The 22,473-nt window shown below is 39.7% G+C and carries 22 protein-coding genes; 8 read left to right on the forward strand and 14 right to left on the reverse strand.

What is annotated here, in order from left to right; translation table 11 throughout:
• Positions 1-5: 5 nt before the first annotated feature.
• Complete coding sequence (locus JK635_RS21865) at positions 6-1,220, forward strand: ABC transporter permease (protein WP_202656051.1); 1,215 nt, start codon at positions 6-8, stop codon at positions 1,218-1,220.
• A gap of 12 nt (positions 1,221-1,232) precedes the next feature.
• Positions 1,233-2,390, forward strand: coding sequence for an ABC transporter permease (locus tag JK635_RS21870; RefSeq protein ID WP_202656052.1), 1,158 nt, complete (start codon positions 1,233-1,235; stop codon positions 2,388-2,390).
• A 116-nt stretch (positions 2,391-2,506) separates the two neighbouring features.
• Here JK635_RS21870 and JK635_RS21875 read toward each other — a convergent pair whose 3' ends face one another.
• The 3 genes from JK635_RS21875 to JK635_RS27760 form a co-directional block, all read right to left on the reverse strand.
• On the reverse strand, positions 2,507-2,875 hold the full coding sequence (locus tag JK635_RS21875) for a PfkB family carbohydrate kinase (RefSeq protein ID WP_202656053.1): 369 nt from the start codon (positions 2,873-2,875) through the stop codon (positions 2,507-2,509).
• A 239-nt stretch (positions 2,876-3,114) separates the two neighbouring features.
• Complete coding sequence (locus tag JK635_RS21880; protein WP_235888312.1) at positions 3,115-4,113, reverse strand: LacI family DNA-binding transcriptional regulator; 999 nt, start codon at positions 4,111-4,113, stop codon at positions 3,115-3,117.
• Between the two features lie 535 nt (positions 4,114-4,648).
• Positions 4,649-4,786 carry a zeta toxin family protein gene (locus tag JK635_RS27760; RefSeq protein ID WP_438803843.1) on the reverse strand — a complete coding sequence of 46 codons (138 nt, stop codon included), beginning with the start codon at positions 4,784-4,786 and terminating at the stop codon, positions 4,649-4,651.
• Positions 4,787-5,195: 409 nt separating this feature from the next.
• On the opposite strand from JK635_RS27760, the gene JK635_RS21890 reads away from it, so the two are divergent.
• The 4 genes from JK635_RS21890 (at position 5,196) to fucP (ending at position 8,628) form a co-directional block, all read left to right on the forward strand.
• Complete coding sequence (locus JK635_RS21890) at positions 5,196-5,606, forward strand: RbsD/FucU family protein (protein WP_202656055.1); 411 nt, start codon at positions 5,196-5,198, stop codon at positions 5,604-5,606.
• A 91-nt stretch (positions 5,607-5,697) separates the two neighbouring features.
• Positions 5,698-6,303: a KpsF/GutQ family sugar-phosphate isomerase gene (locus tag JK635_RS21895; protein ID WP_202656056.1), complete on the forward strand. Its 606-nt coding sequence runs from the start codon at positions 5,698-5,700 to the stop codon at positions 6,301-6,303.
• Positions 6,304-6,324: 21 nt separating this feature from the next.
• Positions 6,325-7,251 (forward strand): ribokinase, encoded by a 927-nt coding sequence (rbsK, locus tag JK635_RS21900; RefSeq protein ID WP_202656057.1) that lies wholly within the window; start codon positions 6,325-6,327, stop codon positions 7,249-7,251.
• A gap of 27 nt (positions 7,252-7,278) precedes the next feature.
• The gene (gene fucP / locus JK635_RS21905; RefSeq protein WP_202656058.1) at positions 7,279-8,628 is read left to right on the forward strand and encodes an L-fucose:H+ symporter permease; all 1,350 of its coding nucleotides are present in this window, start codon (positions 7,279-7,281) and stop codon (positions 8,626-8,628) included.
• 282 nt (positions 8,629-8,910) lie between these two features.
• On the opposite strand, the gene JK635_RS21910 is transcribed toward fucP, so the two are convergent.
• Positions 8,911-9,456 (reverse strand): pyridoxamine 5'-phosphate oxidase family protein, encoded by a 546-nt coding sequence (locus tag JK635_RS21910; RefSeq protein ID WP_202656059.1) that lies wholly within the window; start codon positions 9,454-9,456, stop codon positions 8,911-8,913.
• Positions 9,457-9,566: 110 nt separating this feature from the next.
• Between JK635_RS21910 and pdxR the strand changes: the two genes are divergently transcribed.
• Positions 9,567-10,997, forward strand: a complete 1,431-nt coding sequence (pdxR, locus tag JK635_RS21915; RefSeq protein ID WP_202656060.1) for a MocR-like pyridoxine biosynthesis transcription factor PdxR — start codon at positions 9,567-9,569, stop codon at positions 10,995-10,997.
• Positions 10,998-11,024: 27 nt separating this feature from the next.
• Here pdxR and JK635_RS21920 read toward each other — a convergent pair whose 3' ends face one another.
• Positions 11,025-11,468: a MarR family winged helix-turn-helix transcriptional regulator gene (locus JK635_RS21920; RefSeq protein ID WP_202656061.1), complete on the reverse strand. Its 444-nt coding sequence runs from the start codon at positions 11,466-11,468 to the stop codon at positions 11,025-11,027.
• A 143-nt stretch (positions 11,469-11,611) separates the two neighbouring features.
• On the opposite strand from JK635_RS21920, the gene JK635_RS21925 reads away from it, so the two are divergent.
• Positions 11,612-12,136, forward strand: a complete 525-nt coding sequence (locus JK635_RS21925; RefSeq protein ID WP_202656062.1) for a CarD family transcriptional regulator — start codon at positions 11,612-11,614, stop codon at positions 12,134-12,136.
• 56 nt (positions 12,137-12,192) lie between these two features.
• Here JK635_RS21925 and JK635_RS21930 read toward each other — a convergent pair whose 3' ends face one another.
• The 9 genes from JK635_RS21930 to JK635_RS21970 all read right to left on the reverse strand — a co-directional run bounded on the left by JK635_RS21930 (position 12,193) and on the right by JK635_RS21970 (position 22,467).
• Positions 12,193-13,377 (reverse strand): M20 metallopeptidase family protein, encoded by a 1,185-nt coding sequence (locus tag JK635_RS21930; protein WP_202656063.1) that lies wholly within the window; start codon positions 13,375-13,377, stop codon positions 12,193-12,195.
• 72 nt (positions 13,378-13,449) lie between these two features.
• Positions 13,450-14,277 carry a MetQ/NlpA family ABC transporter substrate-binding protein gene (locus JK635_RS21935; protein ID WP_202656064.1) on the reverse strand — a complete coding sequence of 276 codons (828 nt, stop codon included), beginning with the start codon at positions 14,275-14,277 and terminating at the stop codon, positions 13,450-13,452.
• Positions 14,278-14,291: 14 nt separating this feature from the next.
• Positions 14,292-14,891: a methionine ABC transporter permease gene (locus JK635_RS21940; RefSeq protein ID WP_202656086.1), complete on the reverse strand. Its 600-nt coding sequence runs from the start codon at positions 14,889-14,891 to the stop codon at positions 14,292-14,294.
• Positions 14,892-14,941: 50 nt separating this feature from the next.
• On the reverse strand, positions 14,942-15,964 hold the full coding sequence (locus JK635_RS21945) for a methionine ABC transporter ATP-binding protein (protein ID WP_202656065.1): 1,023 nt from the start codon (positions 15,962-15,964) through the stop codon (positions 14,942-14,944).
• A gap of 350 nt (positions 15,965-16,314) precedes the next feature.
• Entirely contained in the window at positions 16,315-17,163 is an 849-nt protein-coding gene (locus JK635_RS21950) for a carbon-nitrogen hydrolase (RefSeq protein WP_308079184.1), read from the reverse strand.
• Positions 17,164-17,168: 5 nt separating this feature from the next.
• Positions 17,169-18,773 carry an amidohydrolase gene (locus JK635_RS21955; protein WP_202656067.1) on the reverse strand — a complete coding sequence of 535 codons (1,605 nt, stop codon included), beginning with the start codon at positions 18,771-18,773 and terminating at the stop codon, positions 17,169-17,171.
• A gap of 15 nt (positions 18,774-18,788) precedes the next feature.
• Positions 18,789-20,153, reverse strand: a complete 1,365-nt coding sequence (locus tag JK635_RS21960; protein WP_202656068.1) for an APC family permease — start codon at positions 20,151-20,153, stop codon at positions 18,789-18,791.
• 575 nt (positions 20,154-20,728) lie between these two features.
• Positions 20,729-21,331 carry a response regulator transcription factor gene (locus JK635_RS21965; RefSeq protein WP_202656069.1) on the reverse strand — a complete coding sequence of 201 codons (603 nt, stop codon included), beginning with the start codon at positions 21,329-21,331 and terminating at the stop codon, positions 20,729-20,731.
• A complete protein-coding gene (locus JK635_RS21970; protein ID WP_202656070.1) occupies positions 21,328-22,467 on the reverse strand; it encodes a sensor histidine kinase in 1,140 nt (379 codons plus the stop codon). The genes JK635_RS21965 and JK635_RS21970 overlap by 4 nt, the downstream gene beginning before the upstream one ends.
• Positions 22,468-22,473 lie beyond the last annotated feature (6 nt).

A 22,473-nucleotide genomic window follows, 5' to 3' on the forward strand; every position in this document is an offset into this window, starting at 1 on the left:
GATGGATGAAAAGCTTTACTATCGCTTGGAAAGATTTGCATATACGGTTGAAAGACCGAAAAGGGTTTCTGATGATGATTCTCATGCCGCTGATTTTGACCGCCATTTTGGGTACAGCTTTGAGCGGCGTCATGGGCGGTGAAGAAAAACTGCCGCTGACAATCGTCGGAGTAGTGGTTCAAGATCAGGATGAACTTGCAACAACCTTTGTTGATGATGTTTTAAAAAGCAAAGATATGCAAGAGTTCATTAAGGTTCGCACAGTTCCCTCCGAGAAGAAAGCGAAGGATTGGTTGAAGAAAGAAAAAATTGATGCTGGCGTCGTGATCCCAGTTAAATGGAGTGGGCATTTAAAGGACGGACAATTAAAAGACTTGACGCTGCTCACCGATCCGGGAAAATCATTGCAGGCTTCAATTGTGGAATCAATTACGACTTCTTTTACCGATAAAGTGGTTACCATGGCTGTCTCTTCGAAAGTGGTCATGGAGCAGCTTGCCTCGTCCACTCCGGTCCTGACTGGAAAGCTGGATATGAGAAAGGCAGCCGCTGAGATTGCCGGACAACTGCAAGAGCAAATGAAAGCTGCAACCAACTCCGTCTCGGAAACGCCGATCGGAAAACGGTCGGTATCCTCGAGTCAATACTATGCCGCTGCCATGGCAGCAATGTTTTTACTCTATAACATCACGACTGGCGCCAAATCACTATTAAATGAGCGGGCAACAGAAACGCTGGCAAGATTGCTGAGCACCCCGACTGGAAGAATGCAGATTGTCTTCGGAAAATTTTTAGGAACGTTTTATTTTGCTGTGATACAGTTTACCATTTTTACACTTACAACCCATTTTGCCTTTCAGGTGGACTGGGGCAAAAATTTGATGCAAGTTGCAGTGATCGGGCTGGTTTACAGTTTTACCGTCGCAGGTCTTTCGATGCTCATTGCCGCACTGATTAGGGAGGAAAAAACGGCCGATGTCATCGGCGGGATAGGTATTCAGATTTTCGCTATCCTGGGCGGGTCAATGCTGCCGCTATCGGTATTTCCAGATTTGATGCAAAAAGCAGCGAATATTACACCGAACAAATGGGTACTAACCAGTTTTATTGATATCATGTCCGGAACCACCTGGAATACGCTGCTTTTGCCGGTGACGGTATTACTAACAATCGGGATTATTTCCCTTTCCATCGGCACCGTGAAATTTAAATTACGATAAGGAGTGGAACAAATGCGAAAAGCATGGGCCGTTTGCCTGTTGGAGTTAAAAAAAGTATTTCAAAAAAAGCAAAGCTATTTTCTGATGTTTGCCATGCCCCTCATTTTTACGCTTATTTTCGGAGGACTTTCCGGAGACGGCAGCTCGGATCGAATGAAATTGGCTGTGGTGGATGACGATCAATCGACACTTTCCAAAGGGTTTCTGCAGTCTGTTAAAGAGAATGAATTATTTACTTTGGTGCCTGAGAGCAAGCAACAGGCGGAACAAAAGGTAAAGGACAAGAAACTGGGCGGAATGCTGTACATTCCGAAAGGCTTTGAGGAGCAAATGATGGCGAAAGAGGATCCGAAGGTTGTTTTTAAACATGGACCAGAGTTCACATCCGCGACTGCCATTTCGCAAATGATCAATCAAAGTTTGACAAAAATCAAAATGGAATTGGCCGCCAGTCTCCAGTCGAGCCGTTTAACAGGAGAGGATTGGAAACCTGTTTTTTCTGCGATTACGAAGGAGACTTCAACAGCTTCAACCGCTGTGCATAAAATCGAAGTAAAAAAAGGCAAGGCGCAGTCAAAATTAAACAATCAATCGGCTAGTTCCGCTGGTTTCTCAATTATGTTTGTAATGATTGTGATGATGAGTGTCAGCGGGACGATTTTGGAAGCAAAAAAATCGGGTGTCTGGTATCGGATGATGTCGACGCCGATTTCGAGATTTGAATTAATGGCTGGCTTTTTTCTAGCGTTTTTCATCCTTGGCTGGATTCAATTTGGCATCTTAATGGCCGCCACCTCCGTTTTGTTTGATATCCAATGGGGAGATCCTTTGGGCATTGCTGTATTAGTATCGGCCCTGTTGCTGTGTGTCGTGGGATTGGGTCTGTTCATCGCTGGATTTGTCACTACGACCGAGCAGCAATCCGCCTTGGGTAACATTGTCATCATCTCCACTTGTATGCTGGGCGGGGTCTTCTGGCCGCTTGATGTTGTACCGAAATTCATGCAAAAGATAGCCGAATTTGTGCCGCAAACATGGGCGATGAAAGGATTCACCGAACTCGTTGCCCGCAGCGGCGGCGTTGCCGACATAACTCTCCCTGTAGCAGTGCTGTTATTATTCTCGGCAGTATTTCTTGTGGTCGGCATGTCGCGGGTGCGATTTGAATAGTTTGAATTGGCTATTGAACGAAGAAAAGGGGTCAGTCTCTCGCTGCTTTAATGCAGCGGGGACTGACCCTGTCATACACATTATAGGCTGACCCCAGTTCATAATACTATTCTTTGTTATACATATTCTTTATTTTGTTCCATGAATTCTTGAACTTCTTTTAAATTTGGTAAAGATGGAATAGCTCCTTCTTTTGTTACTGTAAGGGCTCCTACTGCATTTGTGAATCTCACCACTTCGTGAAGTGGTTTTCCATTTGAAATTCCTACAGCCAGTGCTCCGTTAAAAGAGTCCCCGGCTGCAACGGAATCTACTGGATTTACTTTGTAGCCGGGAACATGGATGGCTCCAGATTCCGTTATAATTAACGCCCCTTTTTCTGCAAGTGTAATAATGATATTTTTGACACCTTTTTCTAAAAGAATCTTTCCAGCGGTCTTCGCATCTTCCAAAGATTTTATTTTAATACCTTTGAAACTTGCCAAAAAACATTAATTCTGAACAAATCCTAAATGTCAGACAACGATTAATAAAATTTTGTCAACAATCAATTATTGTAAGCAATTACCCGAGTATGTAATCGTTTACCTAATTATGAAAACGATTACATATTTTTCAATATACTATAAAAAAATCTTGTTTCTTTTATTAAAAAGAGGATTTTTAATCCATCTTAAAAATCCTCATTCCCATATTAATAATTATATTTCAAGACGATAATATGTTATTCTATCAGTATTTTCGGTCTGAATTTTTCGATGACTGGTTCTGTAGAATGGTTCATTAACCGGTTCATTAATATTTCTCCGACACGAACCCCCATTTCATATGGAGATTGACTCACATACACAATATTTGGCGATTTCAATAATTTTGCTCCCTCTACTTCCCCATACGAAGCCAATACAACATCACGTGGCAGTGAATATCCCATACGAGTTAACTGCAGGAGTACCCCAAAGGACATCGTATTATTAAAAGAAATAATGGCTGTAGGTTTATTATTTCTGTTAAAGAAATTTTTAACTGCATTTTCCCCATCTTCCTGATTAAAGTTCCCATTAAATATAAAATCAGGATCTTCTTCTAACCCATATTCTTGTATCGCTTTTTTAAATCCATTATATCGTTCTATACCGGTACTTACGGTTTGGGGTCCATTAACAACTCCAATCCTGGTATGGCCTTTTGAAAGTAAATAATTAGTCAATTCAAATGCTGCGTTAAAATTATCTTCTGCGACAAAATCGATCGATTCATTTTGTTCCGTCAATTCCCTATCCACTAAAACAATCGGAATCCTGCTATTTTTTATCTTATTTACTATTTCCTCATTCTGGCCTGATGTGGCTAATACTATGGCATCTACTCTTTTTTCAAACAAAAGGTTTAACAATTCATTTTCTTTTTTTGGTTTTTCCTCTGCACTGGCAAAAATTAAATTATAACCATTTTGATAAACAGTATCTTCAATCCCTCTTGAAATCCTCATAAAATATGGATTTGATATATCTGGGATAACGACCCCGATCGTATGGGTCTGATGGTTCTTTAAGCTCCTTGCAAGTGCATTGGGCTGATAATTTAACATCTTTGCTGTTGAAAGAACTTTCTCTCTTATTTCATTACTGGCGTATCCTTTATTACGAAGTACCCTTGATACTGTAGCAGTGGATACTCCTGACGCTTTCGCAACATCCTTTATGGTCACATTATTATTCAAATAATCATCCCCGTAACTTGGTAATCGTTTGCATAGCAATTGATAAATTGATCTTATTGTCATTTTCTAATCCATTACTATTATAACTTTAGTTTTGCATCTTGAAAACTCAATAAATCCCGCTATTTATCCAATCACATAAAGCAAGAAAGTCCGCATGAACACTGTTTTTTGGTATGATTATGGCAACAACTCCAAATCCACCAAAAGGACGTGTTATCATGCAGACTAACTTGAATGAAATCCAAAAGATATTAAAAACCCATGGATTTTCTATTAACCAAATTAGGGTTTGCTGAACGAATCACGAACTGAATATTATCCGTTTTCCCAAAGACCCGAATAGTATATTGAAAAATTGCTATAATAGAATCCTGAGCTTGCGCTTGCCTTCTCCAACCCAACTTTCCTTCAATTGCATTCTTTTCAGAACGAACCCACCACGTGCAAAACGTTTTCCAGCTTCCAAAAAGGCTTCAATAACAATTAAGTTTTGTTCTTGTGATTCTGGTAAAAATGGAGGTATTGGCCCCTTTTAAATATAGTGATAGAAATCATCCGTGTGCATATGTACCGACTTTGATAAATTAGATTCTTTAGCAACAATTGATGCCGTTGTACTTTTACCAGTTCCTGGTGAACCAGTAATTATAATAATTCTACCTTGTTTCATAAATATTCTCCTCTTGTAAACAATAAGACAATCGGTTGATAACAGCGTTGACTGTATGGGGAATTGTTCCTACCTTAATTATTCCAACTTTTTTATCGTTCATCTTAATAATCGGCTCCTACAAATAAAATAATGTTTAAATTAGGAACGGATCTTCCGCCCGAACAAACCCCTTTGCTTCTTTTACCAACTTTTTAAACTCGGTAATTTTCCCCACACCAAAACTCCTCTCTAAAAAGGTAAATGTCCTGCCAAAAAATGAATAAAAAAATTGACATAACCATGAAACCGTTTTACAATCATTTATGTAATCGATTACCTAAATAGTTTTTGTAACAGCAATCGATACCAATTTAATTTTTTTAATAGACTCTTTGATAGAGTCTACCTATAAAAGGGAGGAAATATCATGTTAATAACAGAATGTATTCATCCTAAGCTTTTGGAAGTTGTTGCCTCTTGCGGCCACGGAGATAAAATATTAATTGCAGATGGAAATTACCCGTTAAATTCATGCACGAATGTTAATACAACGAAGGTTTTTCTTGGACTTGCCCCTAATTTACCGTCAGTTACAGATGTTTTAAAAGTATTAAATTCCATTTGTAATTTTGAAAAGGCCGAGGTTATGGATCCACAAAATGGAGAAAAACCAGAGATATTTACTGAATTTATTGACATACTTAACATCGATGAATTGAAAAAATTAAACCGCTATGAGTTTTATGAAGAATCACAAGCTAAAAATATTATTTTAGGTATTAGTACTGGAGAGACACGGACTTTTGCAAATATCTTACTTACAGTTGGTGTAAGATAGATACTATCTTTATTTATTTAGCAACTTATGTAATCGATTACCTATTTACATTAAATTAAAATCGATTACTAAACTGAAAGGAGAAAGAAAAATGAATATAACAACCATAATTAGTAACGTAATGAATTCTGAAATCGATACCATGCTGCAAGTTAAAGAAAATATTGATCAATCCTATGAAAGAGCCGTTGAAAAAATACTGAATTGCACTGGAAAAGTCATATTATTAGGGGTTGGAAAATCGGGGCATATTGGAAAGAAGTTAGCTGCAACATTTGCAAGTACAGGCACACCTTCCTTTTTTGTACATGCAACAGAGGCTGTTCATGGCGACTTAGGAATGATTGAAAAAGAAGATGTTGTCATTGCCATTTCAAACAGCGGGGAGACGAAAGAAGTGCTCAACACATTGCCTTCATTAAGAAGAATTGGAGCAAGCATACTTTCTATAACAGGAAATAAAAACTCCACTCTTGCTAAATCCAGTGAGATTGCAATTGAAGTGAGGGTAGAACGTGAAGCTGACCAACATAACCTGGCTCCTACAAATAGCTCCACAGCAACATTAGTAGTTGGAGATGCACTAGCACTTACCGTTTCTCAGCTTAAAGGGTTCAAAAAAGAAGACTTTGGACTTTATCATCCAGGAGGAAGCCTTGGTAAGCAATTATTTGTGACCGGATTCATTAAAAATTAATTGAAAAGGATATGACTTCTAATGAAAAACATTTTAGTAATTGGCAGTTTTATGACAGATTTAGTTGTTCAATCAGAAAAGGTTCCTGTTGAAGGCGAAACCACTATTGGAAAAAGTTTCAATAGATTTACAGGTGGAAAAGGAGCCAATCAAGCCGTTGCTGCTGCACGATTAGGCGGAAAAGTGACAATGATTGGGAAACTTGGTGAAGATGACTTCGGCAAAGAGCATATTCAAGCACTAAAAGCCGAAAACATCAATACTGATTCAATATTATTTGACTCCGAAGCAAATACCGGTATAGGAAATGTGATTATTGATTCTAATGGGAATAATAGAATTATAGTTGTTCCGGGAGCAAATTTGAAGTTAACAGAACAAGATATCAAAGATTTTGAAGAAATCATTAAGCAATCAGATTTTGTTGTATTACAACTAGAAATTCCATTACCCACGGTTTATATGGCAATTGATTTGGCAAATAAACATAAAAAAACAATCATTCTCAATCCTGCTCCTGCGCAAAAAATTGACTCTGATTATATTCAGAAGATTGATTATATTATTCCGAATGAAACAGAAGCAAGCTTGTTAACAAATATGGAAGTGAACAGTCTTGAAACCGCTAAAACGGCTTCAGAAATTTTATTAAACCAAGGTTATAAAAATGTCATTATCACACTAGGTAAAACAGGTGTAGTTTATCGAGACCCTTCTGAATTTAGGTTTTTTGAAGCATATACGGTAAATGCAGTTGATACAACCGCAGCAGGGGATTCCTTTATTGGAAGTTTTGTATACGGTTTAGCAAGTGATATGAGTATTGACCACTCCATTAAACTAGCTGTTACTGCCTCTGCCTTAACTGTTACAAAGCTTGGAGCACAACCATCACTGCCAGTGATGAGTGATGTTGAAAAGTTAATGTTGGTTGGTACAACAAGGTAAATAAATGTAAAGGTGGATTGATTTCCTATGGATAAGACAAAATTCATTCAACAACCTGATGGATATTTAAACCGTGTACCAGTTCTGCAATTTGTATTGGTGACTCTGCTGTTTCCATTGTGGGGGGCTGCTGCAAGTTTAAATGATATTTTAATTACTCAGTTTAAAGCTGTGTTTGAATTAAGTAATGTTGCTTCAGCTTTTGTTCAAAGTGCCTTTTATGGAGGATATTTTCTCATTGCGATTCCTGCAGCGACCATTATTAAAAAAACATCCTATAAATTAGCCATTATCATCGGTTTGCTATGTTATATTATGGGATGTTTTATATTTTTTCCGGCATCCCATATGGCCACATATGGCATGTTCTTAGTGGCAATCTTCGGAATCGCCATCGGGTTAAGTTTTTTGGAAACCTCAGCTAATACGTATACAACCCTGTTAGGTCCAAGGGAAAGTGCGACAAAGAGAATTAATCTAGCACAGCTCTTTAATCCGATTGGCAACATTGTTGGTATATTACTTGGTAAGTACTTTGTATTTACAGACGGTGAAAGTAGTCTTCAAGAACAGCTTGCGGGGATGAGTCCTGCTGAAGCCAAGCAATTCAGTTTAGAAATGCTACAACGCACATTAGTACCATATAAAATAATTTTGATGATTCTATTAGCTGTATTGATTTTATTTCTTATCGTAAAATTTCCAAAAGCAAAACCGGAATTGCCTAAGAAAACGAAAAAGCAGGTTGATCTAGGAGAAACGTTAAAATATTTATCGAAAAACGTTCCTTTTAAAAAGGGGATTTTGGCTCAATTTATTTATATGGGATTGCAAACGACTGTATGGTCATTTACCATTCGTTTAGCTTTAGATGTAAATCCACACGTTAATGAACGATTTGCTTCAAATTTTATGATTTATAGTTTTATAGCATTTTTTATTGGCAGGTTATTAGCCAATATCTTAATGGCTAGATTTAAACCAATATTTGTCTTAGCTTTGTATAGTGTTATTGGTTTCATCCTATTGGCATATACAGCCCTTGTTCCAAATATGTCTGCTGTATATGGTGCAGTGTTTGTAAGCGTTCTATTTGGTCCATGCTGGCCGACGATATATGGAAGAACCGTAGAAATGGTTGAAAATAAATATAGAGAAACTGCCGGTGCATTTTTAGTAATGGCTATTATCGGAGGAGCTGTTATACCTCCTATACAAGGTCTCTTCACGGATCTTTTTGGTTCACTACAATTATCATTCGTAGTACCGATGTGCTGTTTCCTTTATCTTGCCTATTATTTCTATAAAGAGAATCGGGCATCATCCAATAAAAATGTAGAAGAAGATTCAACGATCAAGCAATCAATTGTGCAGTAAATTTTATGCGAAATCTGTACCTTGGTAAACACAGAAGAAATTGTCGGCTGGTGAAGTTGTCAGAAACTATTTGTATTTATAAAGGAGGGTAAAGTTAAATAAACCCTCCTTTTTCTCTCGGAGTCATATAATCCATATGCATATTCATTCCTTCATTATGACTTACCATTGATCCAGTTTCAATATGGATATTTTTTTAAGTTTATAGCTCCTAATCCCCCTAGATCCAACATTACCCAGTATAACAAAGGATTTCTATTATTATGCATCTGTAATATTTAGTTAAATATCCATTTCGACTTTCCTGCCTTGTTGAAACAAAAGATGTGGATTTAGTTGATTTTCTTTTGCCGTCAGTTCACTTGGGGTCAGCTTAAACACTAATGTATAACTCCCTAGTGAGGAACGATACTTCTCGACATGGGAGGAAGATAGCTGTTTGTCATAATAACCCGGCACATACTTATCCAGCAACGCCTGCATCGCCGCGGTTGCCTCTGCTAAATCAGTTACCTTCGTAAGTGAGCCAAACAGCATCACACTCATATAGGCGGTATCGGTCTTCGCTGGGATTGGACTGACCATTGTTCCATAATCTTCTGCCACCGTAAAGCAACCGTTTGGATTAGTCTCGATGAGCTCGATTTTTCTCCCTTGCGCAGCACCGTGGAAATAGATCGCTCCGTTCAGCCAGGTGAAATTCAACGGAACAACATAGGGAGAATTCCCATCCGTTAATCCGAGATATCCTGTCCGTGTTGTTCTCAAAAACTGGTCAATCCGTTGTTGGTCGGTACAAGCTAATTTTTCTTGGCGAATTTTTTGCATGTTTCCATCCCTTCTTTCATTCCATATGATAGACTCATTTTAAAGAATCTTTGCACAGGAAAAAAGTGACAGATGTTAGAAAAATGATAAGGACAGATGGAGGGTGAACAATGGAAATTTCCCCATTTTTAAACAAGGAACTGCCTGAATCGCTTTATATGCAACTGTATCATTGGATAAGGAAGGAAATTGAAGACGGAAGGCTAATGCCGGGAACAAAGATGCCATCTATCCGTGAACTTACCGCCAATTTAAACGTCAGCCGGAACACGGTGGAGACAGCGTACCAGCAATTACAAGCAGAAGGATACCTCGAAAGTATCCCAAAGAGCGGGGTTTGGGTGGCAGAAATTGAAAAACCGGTATGGCATCTTCCTCCAACTGAGCATCCCATTATACCGGAAAAGCAAGCATCACCAAAAGTGGCTGTGGATTTTGAATACGGAAATGTCGATCTGGACAAGTTCCCGATCAAGCAGTGGAAGAAATGTCTTACAGATGCAATCGATCAGCAAAACAACTGGTTATTCCAATACGGAAACAAAATAGGTGAATTTTCATTACGGAAGGAAATTGCGCACTATCTACAACAATCGAGAGGTGTAAGAGCCACACCGGAGCAAATTTTGATCACCGCAGGCACTCAGACCTCCATATCAGTGCTCTGCCGGCTTTTATCACTGAATGGTGAAACCGTGGCAATGGAGGAACCTGGTTATCTTGGTGTCCGTACCGTCTTTAAAGACGAGGGATGCCATCTCAAACCAATTCCACTTGAACATGATGGATTATCAGTTAAACATCTTCAAACATCGATGGCCAAGGCCATTTATGTCACCCCTTCACACCAATTTCCTTACGGAATGGTTCTGCCTGTTGCTAAACGAATACAATTATTAAAATGGGCCTATCAAACAAATGGATATATTTTTGAAGATGATTATGATGGTGAATTTCGTTACCGCGGCCAGCCGATTCCCTCTTTGAAATCACTGGATGAAGAGGGGCGTGTTATTTATTTAGGAACATTGTCCAAATGCTTCCTTCCTACTGCAAGATTAAGCTATATGGTCCTTCCCCCTTCCCTTATGGAGTTATTATTACAAAAATTTGCAGAATATAACCAATCAGTCTCGCCGATTATTCAGAGAGCGGTTGCTCAGTTTATGAAATCAGGGGAGTTTGAAAAACATATCCGGAGAATGCGTAAATGGTATCAACGAAAACACCAGGTTCTGTTGACGAGTATCCAGCAATATATGGACACACGGGTCAGCATAATCGGTGAAAAATCAGGCTTACATATCTTATTAAAACTAAACGGTATGACCGCTTCCAAATTAATCGAACGTGGGCTGAGCCATGGGGTTAAGGTTTATTCCCCCGCCCGGTTTTGGTTGCTGCCCAACGATGAAATTGAATCTATTATCATGTTGGGATTTGGCGGATTGTCACTCGAAGAAATTGAACAGGGTATTCGAATTCTTGCAAGCTGTTTACCGAAAGACTTAGAAAAAAAAGGCGGCCCTCCATTGCGTTAAAGCAGCGGGGGCTAACCCTTGTTGGGATTATTTCAACTTATCTATTCGCCAATCTGTTTGAAGAATACTTTTTAGAATTGAGAGTTGTTCTATACCGATCGCATCAGCAATCTTTTTCTCAAGCATAGCCTTTAATGACTTATTTTTTTCATAGCACTCTTGGCCAAATGCTGTCAACTGGATGCATTTTTCCTTTTTATTGTTTTCAACATCTTTTATTTCAACTAATCCCTTTGCCTCAAGACGTTTGATGAACTTATGTGTTGCTTGTCGAGAAATATCCACATTTTTTGAAACATAAGAAATTGTCGGCTGCTGATTTTCATATATTCTGGTTAGGATAAACCACTCAGAATTTGATATATAAATATCACTATGATCATTCCATAAATGTTCGGCAGTACTTCGAAGTTGAACATGGCGTTCGCTAATCAGGTCAAGTAAACCTAAGCTTTGCAATTTAGGATCCAAGCAATTCACTCCTATTATTTTTCTCGTTATCACTATACCAAGGACATTTAAAATCGTCAATTAAGTTGACATTTTTACACATAAAGGATTATAATAACATTAGTCAACTTAGTTGACAATTATTCATTAAAGGAGTTAATTTAATGTTTAACAAAGGAGATCTAATCGTTTATTCAGGACATGGGATATGCAAAATCGAAGATATTTGTGACATAAACATTGCCGGAAATACAAAAGCATATTATGTTTTACAACCTCTTAATAACGACCACCAGCTGACAATAAGAACCCCAGTAGATAATAACAAGGTAACCATGTCAAGTTTGATGCAGAAGGATCAGGCTGAGGAAATTTTAGACTCATTCCAATTCCCCGGCGCCAATTGGATTGAAAATAACCACTTACGTATCCAAACCTATAATAATATTGTAAAATCCGGAAATCGTCGCGAAATTGCTAAAATAGCCAATACCTTGATTCGGAAAAAGCATGAACTTGAGTTGAAGGATAGAAAAATAAGTGAACAGGATAAACAGCTTTTAACTTCAATCAAAAGTGTATTGTTCAAAGAAATGGCCCTATCTTTGCATACGACATACGAAACCATCTCTAATGAAGTTAACAAACTTTTGTTAAATAAAACGGAAGAACAAATTGAATTGAACTGAAAAAAGGTCAGTCCCCACTGTTTAACGAGAAAGGAACTGACCTTTTTTTAAAATTATTAAAGCAAATAATTTGAAACAATTTTTACAAAGGAGCGACCGATGTTTAACAGCGCTCTTTCATCGATATCAAATTTCGGATGATGATGTGGAAAGTGTGTAGCCGCATCCTCATTTTGCGACCCTACTCTGAAATAGGTGCCTGGTTTTTCCAGCAGGAAATACGAAAAGTCCTCGGCTCCCATCGAAGGTTCCATTTCCATGACATTTTCGGAAGAAAACTCCTCCATGAACCATTGGCGAACGGTTTCTGTTTCTCGCGGATGATTATATAATGCCGGATAGCCATTTAAATAATCAATTTCAGCCGCTGCCCCAAACGCCGCAGTAATCCCCGCAACGATGCTGCGAATTTGTTCTTCCACCTGCTTGCGGACATCGGCATTAAACGTGCGAACCGTTCCTTCCAATACCGCTTTATCTGCAATGACATTAAATGCGCTGCCTGCTTGAAACACACCTATCGTCACGACCGCTGATTTTAATGGATCGACCCGACGACTGACAACTTTTTGCAAGGCACCGACGATTTCACTGCCAATCACGATCGAATCAATTGATTCATGGGGTCTTGCCCCATGGCCGCCCTTCCCTTGAATCTTGATGGTAAATTTATCAACAGCCGCCATTTGATAGCCGCTGCCTGTCGTTACTTTTCCGACAGCTGTTTGCGAATCCAAATGGGCGCCGAAAACATAGTCCACCCCGTCCAAGACACCGGCTTCGACCATAAATTTAGCGCCGCCTGGCGGTGTTTCCTCCGCCGGTTGAAAAATAAACACTACATTTCCTTTCAACTGATCGCGAAATTCGTTAAGCACTTTGGCCGTGCCAAGCAATGCCGCCGTATGACCATCGTGGCCACAGGCATGCATAACACCCGGATTCTGCGACTTATAAGGAACGTCTTTTTCATCCTCAATTGGCAAAGCGTCAAAATCAGCCCGAAGCGCAATCGTTTTTCCGGGCTGGGCTCCCCGCAAAATTCCGATTAAGCCATGGCCACCACCAATATTGGTTTCCACTTCTAACCCAAAGCTCACCAGCTTCTCCCTTATGTATAGCGCCGTTTTTTCTTCTTTAAAGGACAGCTCTGGGTGCTGATGCATATATCTTCTCCAGCTCACGATTTCTTCAAAGCTATCCGCTAACTTATCGTTTATTTCTTTTATAAGTGTCGTCATTTCCCTTTCCCCCTTTTAAAAAATAAACCGGCCCGCCGGGGATGCCGAAATCCCCCAGCAGGCTCCATTAAATTATCGTAATTCTTCCGGAATAAACCAGTAATCATCTTCGTTATGTTTTTTCATATAGGCCTTAAATTCATCAGATTGATAAGCAGCGGCAACGTCTTTTGCCCATTTGGTATTTTTGTTTGCTTTTTTCGTTACAGCTACTAATTCCAAGTGTTTCAGAACATCCTCGGATAAAAGCTTTTTCGATGGGTCCATATTGGAAGAGTAGACGATGCTTCCCGGAATAACGCCGTAGTCCAGATCAGCTAAAGATCTTGGAATCTGTGCAGAATCCATTTCTACAATTTTTAACTTGTATGGATTTTCTACAATATCCTGGGAAGTCGCCTTCATCAGCTCTACGCCATCTTTTAGTTTAATTAATTTGGCTTTTTGCAATAAGGCATAGGCTCTTGCTGCATTGGAAGCATCATTTGGAATCCCGATTGTGTCACCTTTAGCAATAGCGGCTAACGATTTTTTCTTACCCGGGAAAATTCCCGCTGGTACTGTTGGAATTGGCGTTAAATTGACAAGATCGGTCTTTTTATTTTCATTAAAATTTTCCATGTATGCAGTATGCTGGTCGACATTCAAATCCACGCCACCATCGGCAAGAGCAACATCAGCCTGCAATAAATCATTGAATTCCACTTGCTTAATGGTGTAGCCTTTTTTCTCCAAAATTGGCTTAACCGCATCTAAAAATAAAACACTGTACGGCCCTGGTGATGTCCCCACTTTAATCGTTGTTTTTTCTTTCCCTGCTGTTTTTTCCTCTTTACCACAGCCCGAAAGTACAAGCGTAAACAAAGCTAAAATACTGACAAAAATTGCAAGTTTCTTCATTCCTCTAATCCCCTTTATTCATGTCTTAATTTTTTTGCTAAACGATTACCAATGCTTTGAATGATTTGCACAATGATAATCAAAATAATAACCGTCAGGATAATGACATACGTGTTAAAACGTTCATATCCGTAAGTGATCGCCAAGCTGCCGACACCGCCGCCGCCAATCGTTCCCGCCATCGCGGTTGCGCCAATGAGACCAATGGTGGCGGTTGTCATCGTTAACACTAAGGAACCAAGCGCTTCCGGCAGGAGAAAATAACGGATCGTTTGAAACGATGTCGCCCCCAGCGATTTTGCCAATTCAATAATCCCTGGTCCAACCTCGAGCACCGAGTTTTCCACTAGGCGAGCGATAAACGGAGCAATATAGACAACCAACGGGACAATCGCCGCCGTTGAACCATACGTCTGTCCGGCAATCAATCTAGTTAACGGTGTAATCGCCACTAATAAAATGATGAACGGAATTGATCTTAGGATATTAATAATGCCATTTAGTATTGTGAAAAAAATCCGACTCGGCTTAATCCCATTTGGCCGTGTCATGACTAAAAGAATCCCCAGTGGAACACCGATTAACGTCCCGATTAAGAGCGAAACGGACACCATATAAATGGTTTCATAGATCGATTGGATAATTAAATCTGCAGAGACGCTGTTCACACAATCACCTCTTTAATAGAAATATTCCTTTCTGTTACATAATGGTAAAGATGATCAAGCACAGAATCTTCACCGAAAAAAGCAACCGTGAAAATTCCCAGTGTCGTGCCTTGCAGCTCGGTAACGTTAGCAAAAACGATGTTCATGTCAACGTCAAACTCTTTTGTTAGCTTTGTAAGCAGCGGCTCTGAAGCGGTTTTTCCAAAAAATTTCAGCTGATAGACCCGCCTATTTCGCTTCTCTGCTTGCAGTTCCTGCACTACACTTGAGGGAATTTCGTCATGGATAACCGTTTTGACGAATTCTTTTGTCGTCTCTCTTTGCGGGTTTCCGAATACAGCAAGGACATCGCCGGCCTCAATAACATTGCCTTTTTCCATGACGGCTACTTTATTACAAATCTCGCGAATGACTTCCATCTCATGGGTAACAATGAGAATCGTAATATTAAATTCTTGGTTGATCCGCTTTAATAGTTTAAGGATCGAGACGGTGGTTTTAGGATCCAGCGCGGATGTGGCTTCGTCGCATAAAAGGATTTCCGGATTGGTGACAAGCGCCCGGGCAATCCCGATCCGTTGCTTTTGCCCGCCCGATAACTGACTTGGGTAGCTGTTTTCCTTGTCTGCTAATCCGACAAATTCGAGTAGTTCTTTTACCCGCTTATGAATGGTCGCTTTGTCTACTTTATTTAACACAAGTGGCAGTGCAACATTATCAAAAACAGTCTTGGATTCTAATAAATTAAAATGTTGAAAGATCATGCTGATGTTTTTCTTAACCTGGGAAAGCTCCTGATTACTTATCGTTCCCAGTTCCTTTCCACCCACAATGACTTTTCCGGTTGTCGGTGTTTCTAGGGCATTGACCATTCTGAGTAATGTACTTTTTCCGGCACCACTATAGCCAATTACGCCATATATGTCACCTTTATCAATTTTTAACGATACATTATGTAACGCCGTCATTTTCTTTCCCTTATGATGAAATTCCTTGACGATATTATGAAACTCAATCACAGAAGACATTCACCTCTCATTTAATTCCGACTTAATTTATAAGATTTATTTGTTTTATTTATATACTATTATTTTTGTTATGTCAACATATGTTTTGAAATTTTGAAATAAATTAGAAAGTTGAGGAAGACGAGGTGCACTAAAGTAAAAAATAAAATGACAATAGTTGAATAGTAGAAATAGTTTTTTAAGAAAGAATTGTGGAGAACAAGGGAAGAATAACTAAATGAAAACTCGCCGATTGGCGAGTTCGTTAGGGCGGTTCATGAGGCGTAGTTGAATTTATGCTTTCCTGGCCAAAAAAGGAGGGGCACCCCTCCTAAACATTTAAGTGAATAACATTTCCTTGTTCACCCGGATATTTTTTCTTTCCCTAAAATTGGCCCATATGTGTCTGTCCGCCGGTCTCTTAAAAACTGTAAAAGGTTTCTGGTAAACTCAATTTCATGTAAATCAATTTCCTCTACAAGAATACCCTCCTTGTCGTCAAGAGATTGAATAATCTCACCCAGCGGATTGCTAATGAAGCTTCCGCCATAGAAATTCATCTCTTTTTCCTGCCCGACACGGTTTACGGCCGCAACAAATACGCCATTATGAATACTATGAGCAGAAATTGCCTTCGTCCAGGCAGCCCTTGTGGACAACTCTGGATGATCGGGCTCCGAGCCAATTGCAGAAGGATAAAACAAGATTTCTGCTCCTTTTAGCGTCAAGATGCGCGCGACTTCCGGAAACCATTCATCCCAGCAAATGCCAATCCCAATTCGGCCGAACTTTGTATCATAGACCGGATACCCGGTATTGCCCGGAGTAAAATAAAATTTTTCATGATACTGCGGTCCATCCGGAATATGGTTTTTCCTGGTCGTCCCCAGATAGTTTCCCTTTTCATCATAAACAGCTGCACTATTAAAATAAATCCCCTTTGCCACTCGCTCATAAAAAGGAACGATTAACACGATTCCGAGCTCCTTGGCAAGCTGCTGCATTTCCGATAATGCCTCATGTTCAAGCGGAATCGCTAATCGATAATTATCGACGGAAACCGTTTGTGGAAAATATTGCCCGTGATATAACTCCTGAAGGCAAATAATATTGGCTCCCTTAGCTACTGCTTCTCGAACCTTTTCCTTTGTTTTTTCAATATTCACTTCCATCCGCTCATCACTTGCTAATTGGATGAGCCCCACGTTCACTTTACTCAAAATGACCCCTCCTCAACTAATTCATAGACAACCTTTCCATCCACCATGGTAAAAATAACTTTTGTTTCTTTAATTTCTTCCACCGGTACGGCAAATAAATTGCGATCAAGGACAATGATGTCAGCTAATTTTCCTGCTTCAATGGTACCGAGTTCTTTTTCACGGAAAGACGCATAAGCTGGTGCCGCTGTATAAGCAAGCAAGGTATCCTTCAAGGAAATTTGCTCACCTTCGCCCCAAACAACCCCTTCATCATCCAATCTCGTTACAGCACGGTAAATCCCCGGAAACGGATTTAAGCCGACAACCGGATAGTCGGTACTGAACACAAGCTTTGCCCCATTGTCTGCAAGCGTTTTTTGTAAAAAGTTGTATTCCATTCTCTTCTTGCCAATCAGCTCTTCATAGACCGTCCTTTGGGTGACATTGATATGCTCCGGCTGGATGGACGGATGTACACCTAATTCACCAAACCGCTTAACATCATCGGGATGAAGCATTTCCACATGCTCAATCGCATGGCGCGAATCCCTGACGCCATTTTCCTGCTGAGCCGCTTCAAAGCAATCCAACGCCAATTGCACCGCACCATCACCGATGCAATGGAAGCGAACACGAAAACCGGCTTTATCGGCTGCTACCGTCCAGCTCTTAATTTCTTCAGCTGGAAAAACCGTACTGCCCTTTGTTACGGGATTATTTGTATACGGCTCGAGTAAATAAGCCGTATAGCTTGTCGTAACTCCATCGATAAACTGTTTAAAGCCAGCAAATTGCACCATGTTGGATTTATATTTTTCACGCAAGCTTTTTGCCCGTTCCAAATCCCCGTTCAGCGGAGCAACAAAATGAACCCGTGTTGTCAGTTTGCCTTTTTCCTCATATTCCGCATATAATTCTGCTTCTTCCGTACTCATATCTGGAATCCTTAGCAGATCATGAACCGATGTAACTCCGTATTTTGCTGCTTCTTGTAAGAAGCTATCAAGTAATTTTTCAAAATTAATGGGTAATACTTTGGTTACAAGGCCAACTGCATGTTCCAGCAGCAGCCCTGTCGGTTCGCCATTTTCATCCTTTACGATTTCACCATATGGAGGATTTTCCGTATTCCGGTCAATTCCTGCCAGCTCCAATGCTTTGGAGTTTGCCCATACACTATGAAACTCAGCTTGATATAATACGACAGGCCTGTCAGGGATCAACTCGTCCAAATATTTGCAGTGAACTTCCCCTTCAACCCACTGGTTTTGTTCCCAGCTGCACCCAATTACAAAGGGCTCATCCTTCTTTGTGTCAGCATAGTCTTTGACCATTTGCGCTGCTTCTTTTGCGGAACGTGCCGTATGGAGCCGAACACTGTCATTCAACATCCCGCCCAATAATAAGTGGATATGAAAATCATGGAATCCCGGCATAATAAGCTGGTCGCCAAAATCATAGATTTTTGTATTTTCATCTATATAATTTGAAAAACTACCAAGTTCGACGACATCAATAATTCTATTGTCTTTTAGTAATATCGATGCCGGTTCTGGAAGGTCTGCTTTCCCTGTAAAGACAGACTCCCCGTTAATTACAACATCAGCTATAAATGTCATCCTCTACCTCTCTCCTTACATTGAAAGATCTTTATTTGTTTCCTCCACATTCACAAAATCCATTTGCGGCGGTTGAACCCGGAATAGTTTGGTTTTATAAATTAAATAAAGTAAACCCACTGCTGCCCAAATACATCCCAATGTCATCGACTTCACATCGAGATCACTCCATAATTTTAAGGAAATGCCAGCTCCGATTATTGGAATGATTAAATACTGAATTGTTCCTCTTAGAGAGCGCTGTTTTCCTTTTATAAAATAATGGGCAACAACACTTAAGTTAACAAAGGTAAAGGCAAATAATGCGCCAAAGTTAATAAAAGAGGTGATCGTTACCAAATCGGTAAACAATGCCGCTAGTGCAATAATACCAACTATGATAATATTATTCGCTGGCGTTCTAAATTTAGGATGGATATAGGCAAAAAATTTCTTTGGAATCACCGAATCTCGGCCCATCGCAAAAAGAATCCTCGAAACACTGGCATGAGAAGCCGTGGCGGAGGTGAAACAAGTAACGACTATCGCTGCGATGAAAAGGGCATTAAAAAGTGTACCACCGATTATTTTCGCCACTTCAATTGATGCAGTATCCAAATTTTTGTACGACGTAAAATCCGGGTGAATGAGATGTGCCAAATACGAGATGATGATAAAACAAGTACCAGCAAACAGGGTGACAAACTGAATCGCCTTTGGAATCGTCTTTGCCGGTTTAATCGTCTCTTCCGCAAACGTTGTCAAGGCATCAAACCCTAAAAAGGATAAACATAAAATCGATGCACCTGAGAAAACAGCAATGATCGAAGTATGCTCATTCATAAACGGTTGAAGTGAAAAAACAGTACCTTGCCCCGTTCCGTTTATTAGTGCCTTAATGCTTAAAATAACGAAGATAATCAGTACAAGATATTGAAATCCGAGTAGAATCATATTCATCGTTACGGTTACCTTCATACCAATCAGGTTGAAAGCTGTTACAAGGACAATCATGCCGATAATCCACACACTTAGTGGTATACTCGGGAAATAATCCGTCATGTATAGGCCCAAAATAAGAAAATTAATCATCGGAATAAACAAATAATCCATCAGAATGACCCATCCGACCATAAACCCTAAGTGCGAGCTAATTGATTTTTGCGTATAGGAATAGGCGGAGCCGGCGATCGGAAATGCCTTCGACATCCTTCCATAACTATAGGCGGTAAATAGCATGGCAATCAGGGCAACCAAATAAGCAGCAGGTGTTGCACCTCTTGAAATGTCTTCGACAATTCCAAAGGTTGAAAAGACTGTTAGCGGTGCCATGTACGCAAGTCCCAATAAAACTAAATGAAAGAAATTTAATGACCGTTTTAATTGCACTGTTTTCTCCATAAATTCACATTCCCCCTTCGTTATTTAGGAATGCAAATTTTGTGCCAAGGTTTTAAATTATTACTATAATTTAAATATTTAGAATTTTATAGTTAAATTTTCATATATTCATATGCAAATCCGAATATTATATTCAGTTACGCATACCCAGAAGAGTGAAAACTGCTATATTTTGCCAAAATACACAAACTAATCACCGCATTAATAATGGGGTCAGTTCCCCAGTCTGGTAAAGCTTTAATACACTGGGGGACTGACCCTAGATTCCTTTAAAATCCAAGAAGTCAAACTATCGCTAGCTACTCTGATCTTCACCACAATTAATTTCAAATAAGTTAAGTAAATTTTTCAAATTGTCATTAAATTCTTTAGACGGATAGCTCATTAAGTGATCTATTAACGAGGTACTAAAGACCAAATTGTGTTATTTGTTCAGTTGAACAGCTCCTTAAAGATTTTTTCATCTTCTATTCATGTAAAGCAGATTCCAATAATAGACGGTCATAGTCATAGGTAAGGATATATAACCCACTAGAAGAACGCTGTATAGATTGGACGGCGCAGTGCCACAGATGTTAAATCCATCCTTTTGTTTCAGCGATACTTGCTGCTTCTGTACGATTCTTAGCTCCTAGTTTATGGATGATTTCCGATATATAGTTACGAACTGTGCCGGATGATAAGAAAAGGGCTTCGGTAATTTCCTTGGTGGTTTTTCCTAACGCAGCGAGGCGCAATATTTCCTGCTCTCTTTCGGTGAGTGGATTTTCCTCACGGATTACATCAAAGGTAAGTTCCGGACTAAATATTCGTTTCCCTTTCATGCATTTGCGAATGGCATCTGCGAGTTCACTAATTTCGCCATCCTTCAGCAGATAGCCGTGTACACCGCTTTTAACAGCTCTTTCAAAATATCCGGGGCGGGCAAAGGTTGTCAAAATGATCACCTTGGTTAAGGAGCCTCTTTTGGTTAACTCCGCAGCTACATCTAACCCGCTTAAGATCGGCATTTCAATATCCATTAAGCAAACATCGGGTTTCAGCTTGAGAATGGCCGAGAGCGCCTCCTCGCCATTCACCGCTTGACCAATAACCTCCATATCCTCCTCCATATCAAGTAAGGAGCCTAATGCACTTAACAGCATCCGTTGATCTTCTGCAATAAATATTCGAATCATGTAATTGACCCCTTCCGCCACTCTTTCTTAATAATCGGAATGGCCATTTCCAAAACAGTACCGTTACGGGTGGAAAGCTTGAGATCTCCGTCAATTAATCTCAATCTCTCTTCCATCCCACGTAAACCATTGCCAAACGGTTTGTTTTTATCAAGACCCATCCCGTCATCATGAACCACTATTTTGATTTTTTCGGGAGATTGTAAGAGTGAAATTGTACAATGCGTTGCCTTGCTATGTTTAACGACATTAGTTGCAGCCTCACGAATACACATACTTACAATATTTTGCGTTAGTGGAGGAATTTTTGAAAAATCTGCCTCTCCGCCGTATTGATAAGTAATTTCCGCAGCTCTCAATAACTGCTGAACCTGAATGAGTTCCTCGGCAATGGTGATCGTCCGCATATCGGAAACAAGTTCCCGAACCTGCTTTAGGGCAGCTCTTGAGGTTACTTCCATTTCTCTTGCTTCCAGCTGGGCACGTTCAGAATCGATGGCAACTAAACGCTGAACCAGTTGGCTTTTCAATGTGAGCAAGGAAAGAGTATGGCCTAGTTTGTCATGAAGATCGCGGGCAATCCGCACACGTTCTTCACGCTTTACTAATTCAGCGATATGTTGATTTGCCTGGTCAAGCTTCCGTTCGAGCTCCATTCTTCGATTCATTGAGCGCACACCAAAAGGGGATATGAGCATGACGATCAGAAAAGGAACAAAATATAACAGTTCTTCTGAGGAAAGCAAGGTTTTGGTTTTAATAGTATGATAAATAAATGGAGTCAAAAGAACTAAACCAAGAGCGGCCAGTCCTTGGTAGAATTTTGGCTTTTCACGATAATAGCCGATAAAGTTAGCAGGAAAAAATCCTAAAAAGATGTAGTTTAAATTGTAAAACACACTAAAAATGAAAATGATTGAAAGCTGTAAGGCTAACCAATATGTGAATGATTTTTTTCCTGCGGCAAAATAAAGCTGGCGATACGTGATAAAGAATAGCAGCACCATTCCATAGCCAATAAGCTGTTTCATCCCGGTTTCTTTTGATAAATAATAGACAGGAAATAGAATATAGATTAAAAAGATATAAGGAAAGAAGCCAAATTGGCTGGGAAACAGTCTGATTGACTTTTTCATTTCTTG

The sequence above is a fragment of the Neobacillus paridis genome (assembly GCF_016765675.1).
Classification (GTDB): Bacteria; Bacillota; Bacilli; order Bacillales; family Cytobacillaceae; genus Neobacillus; species Neobacillus paridis.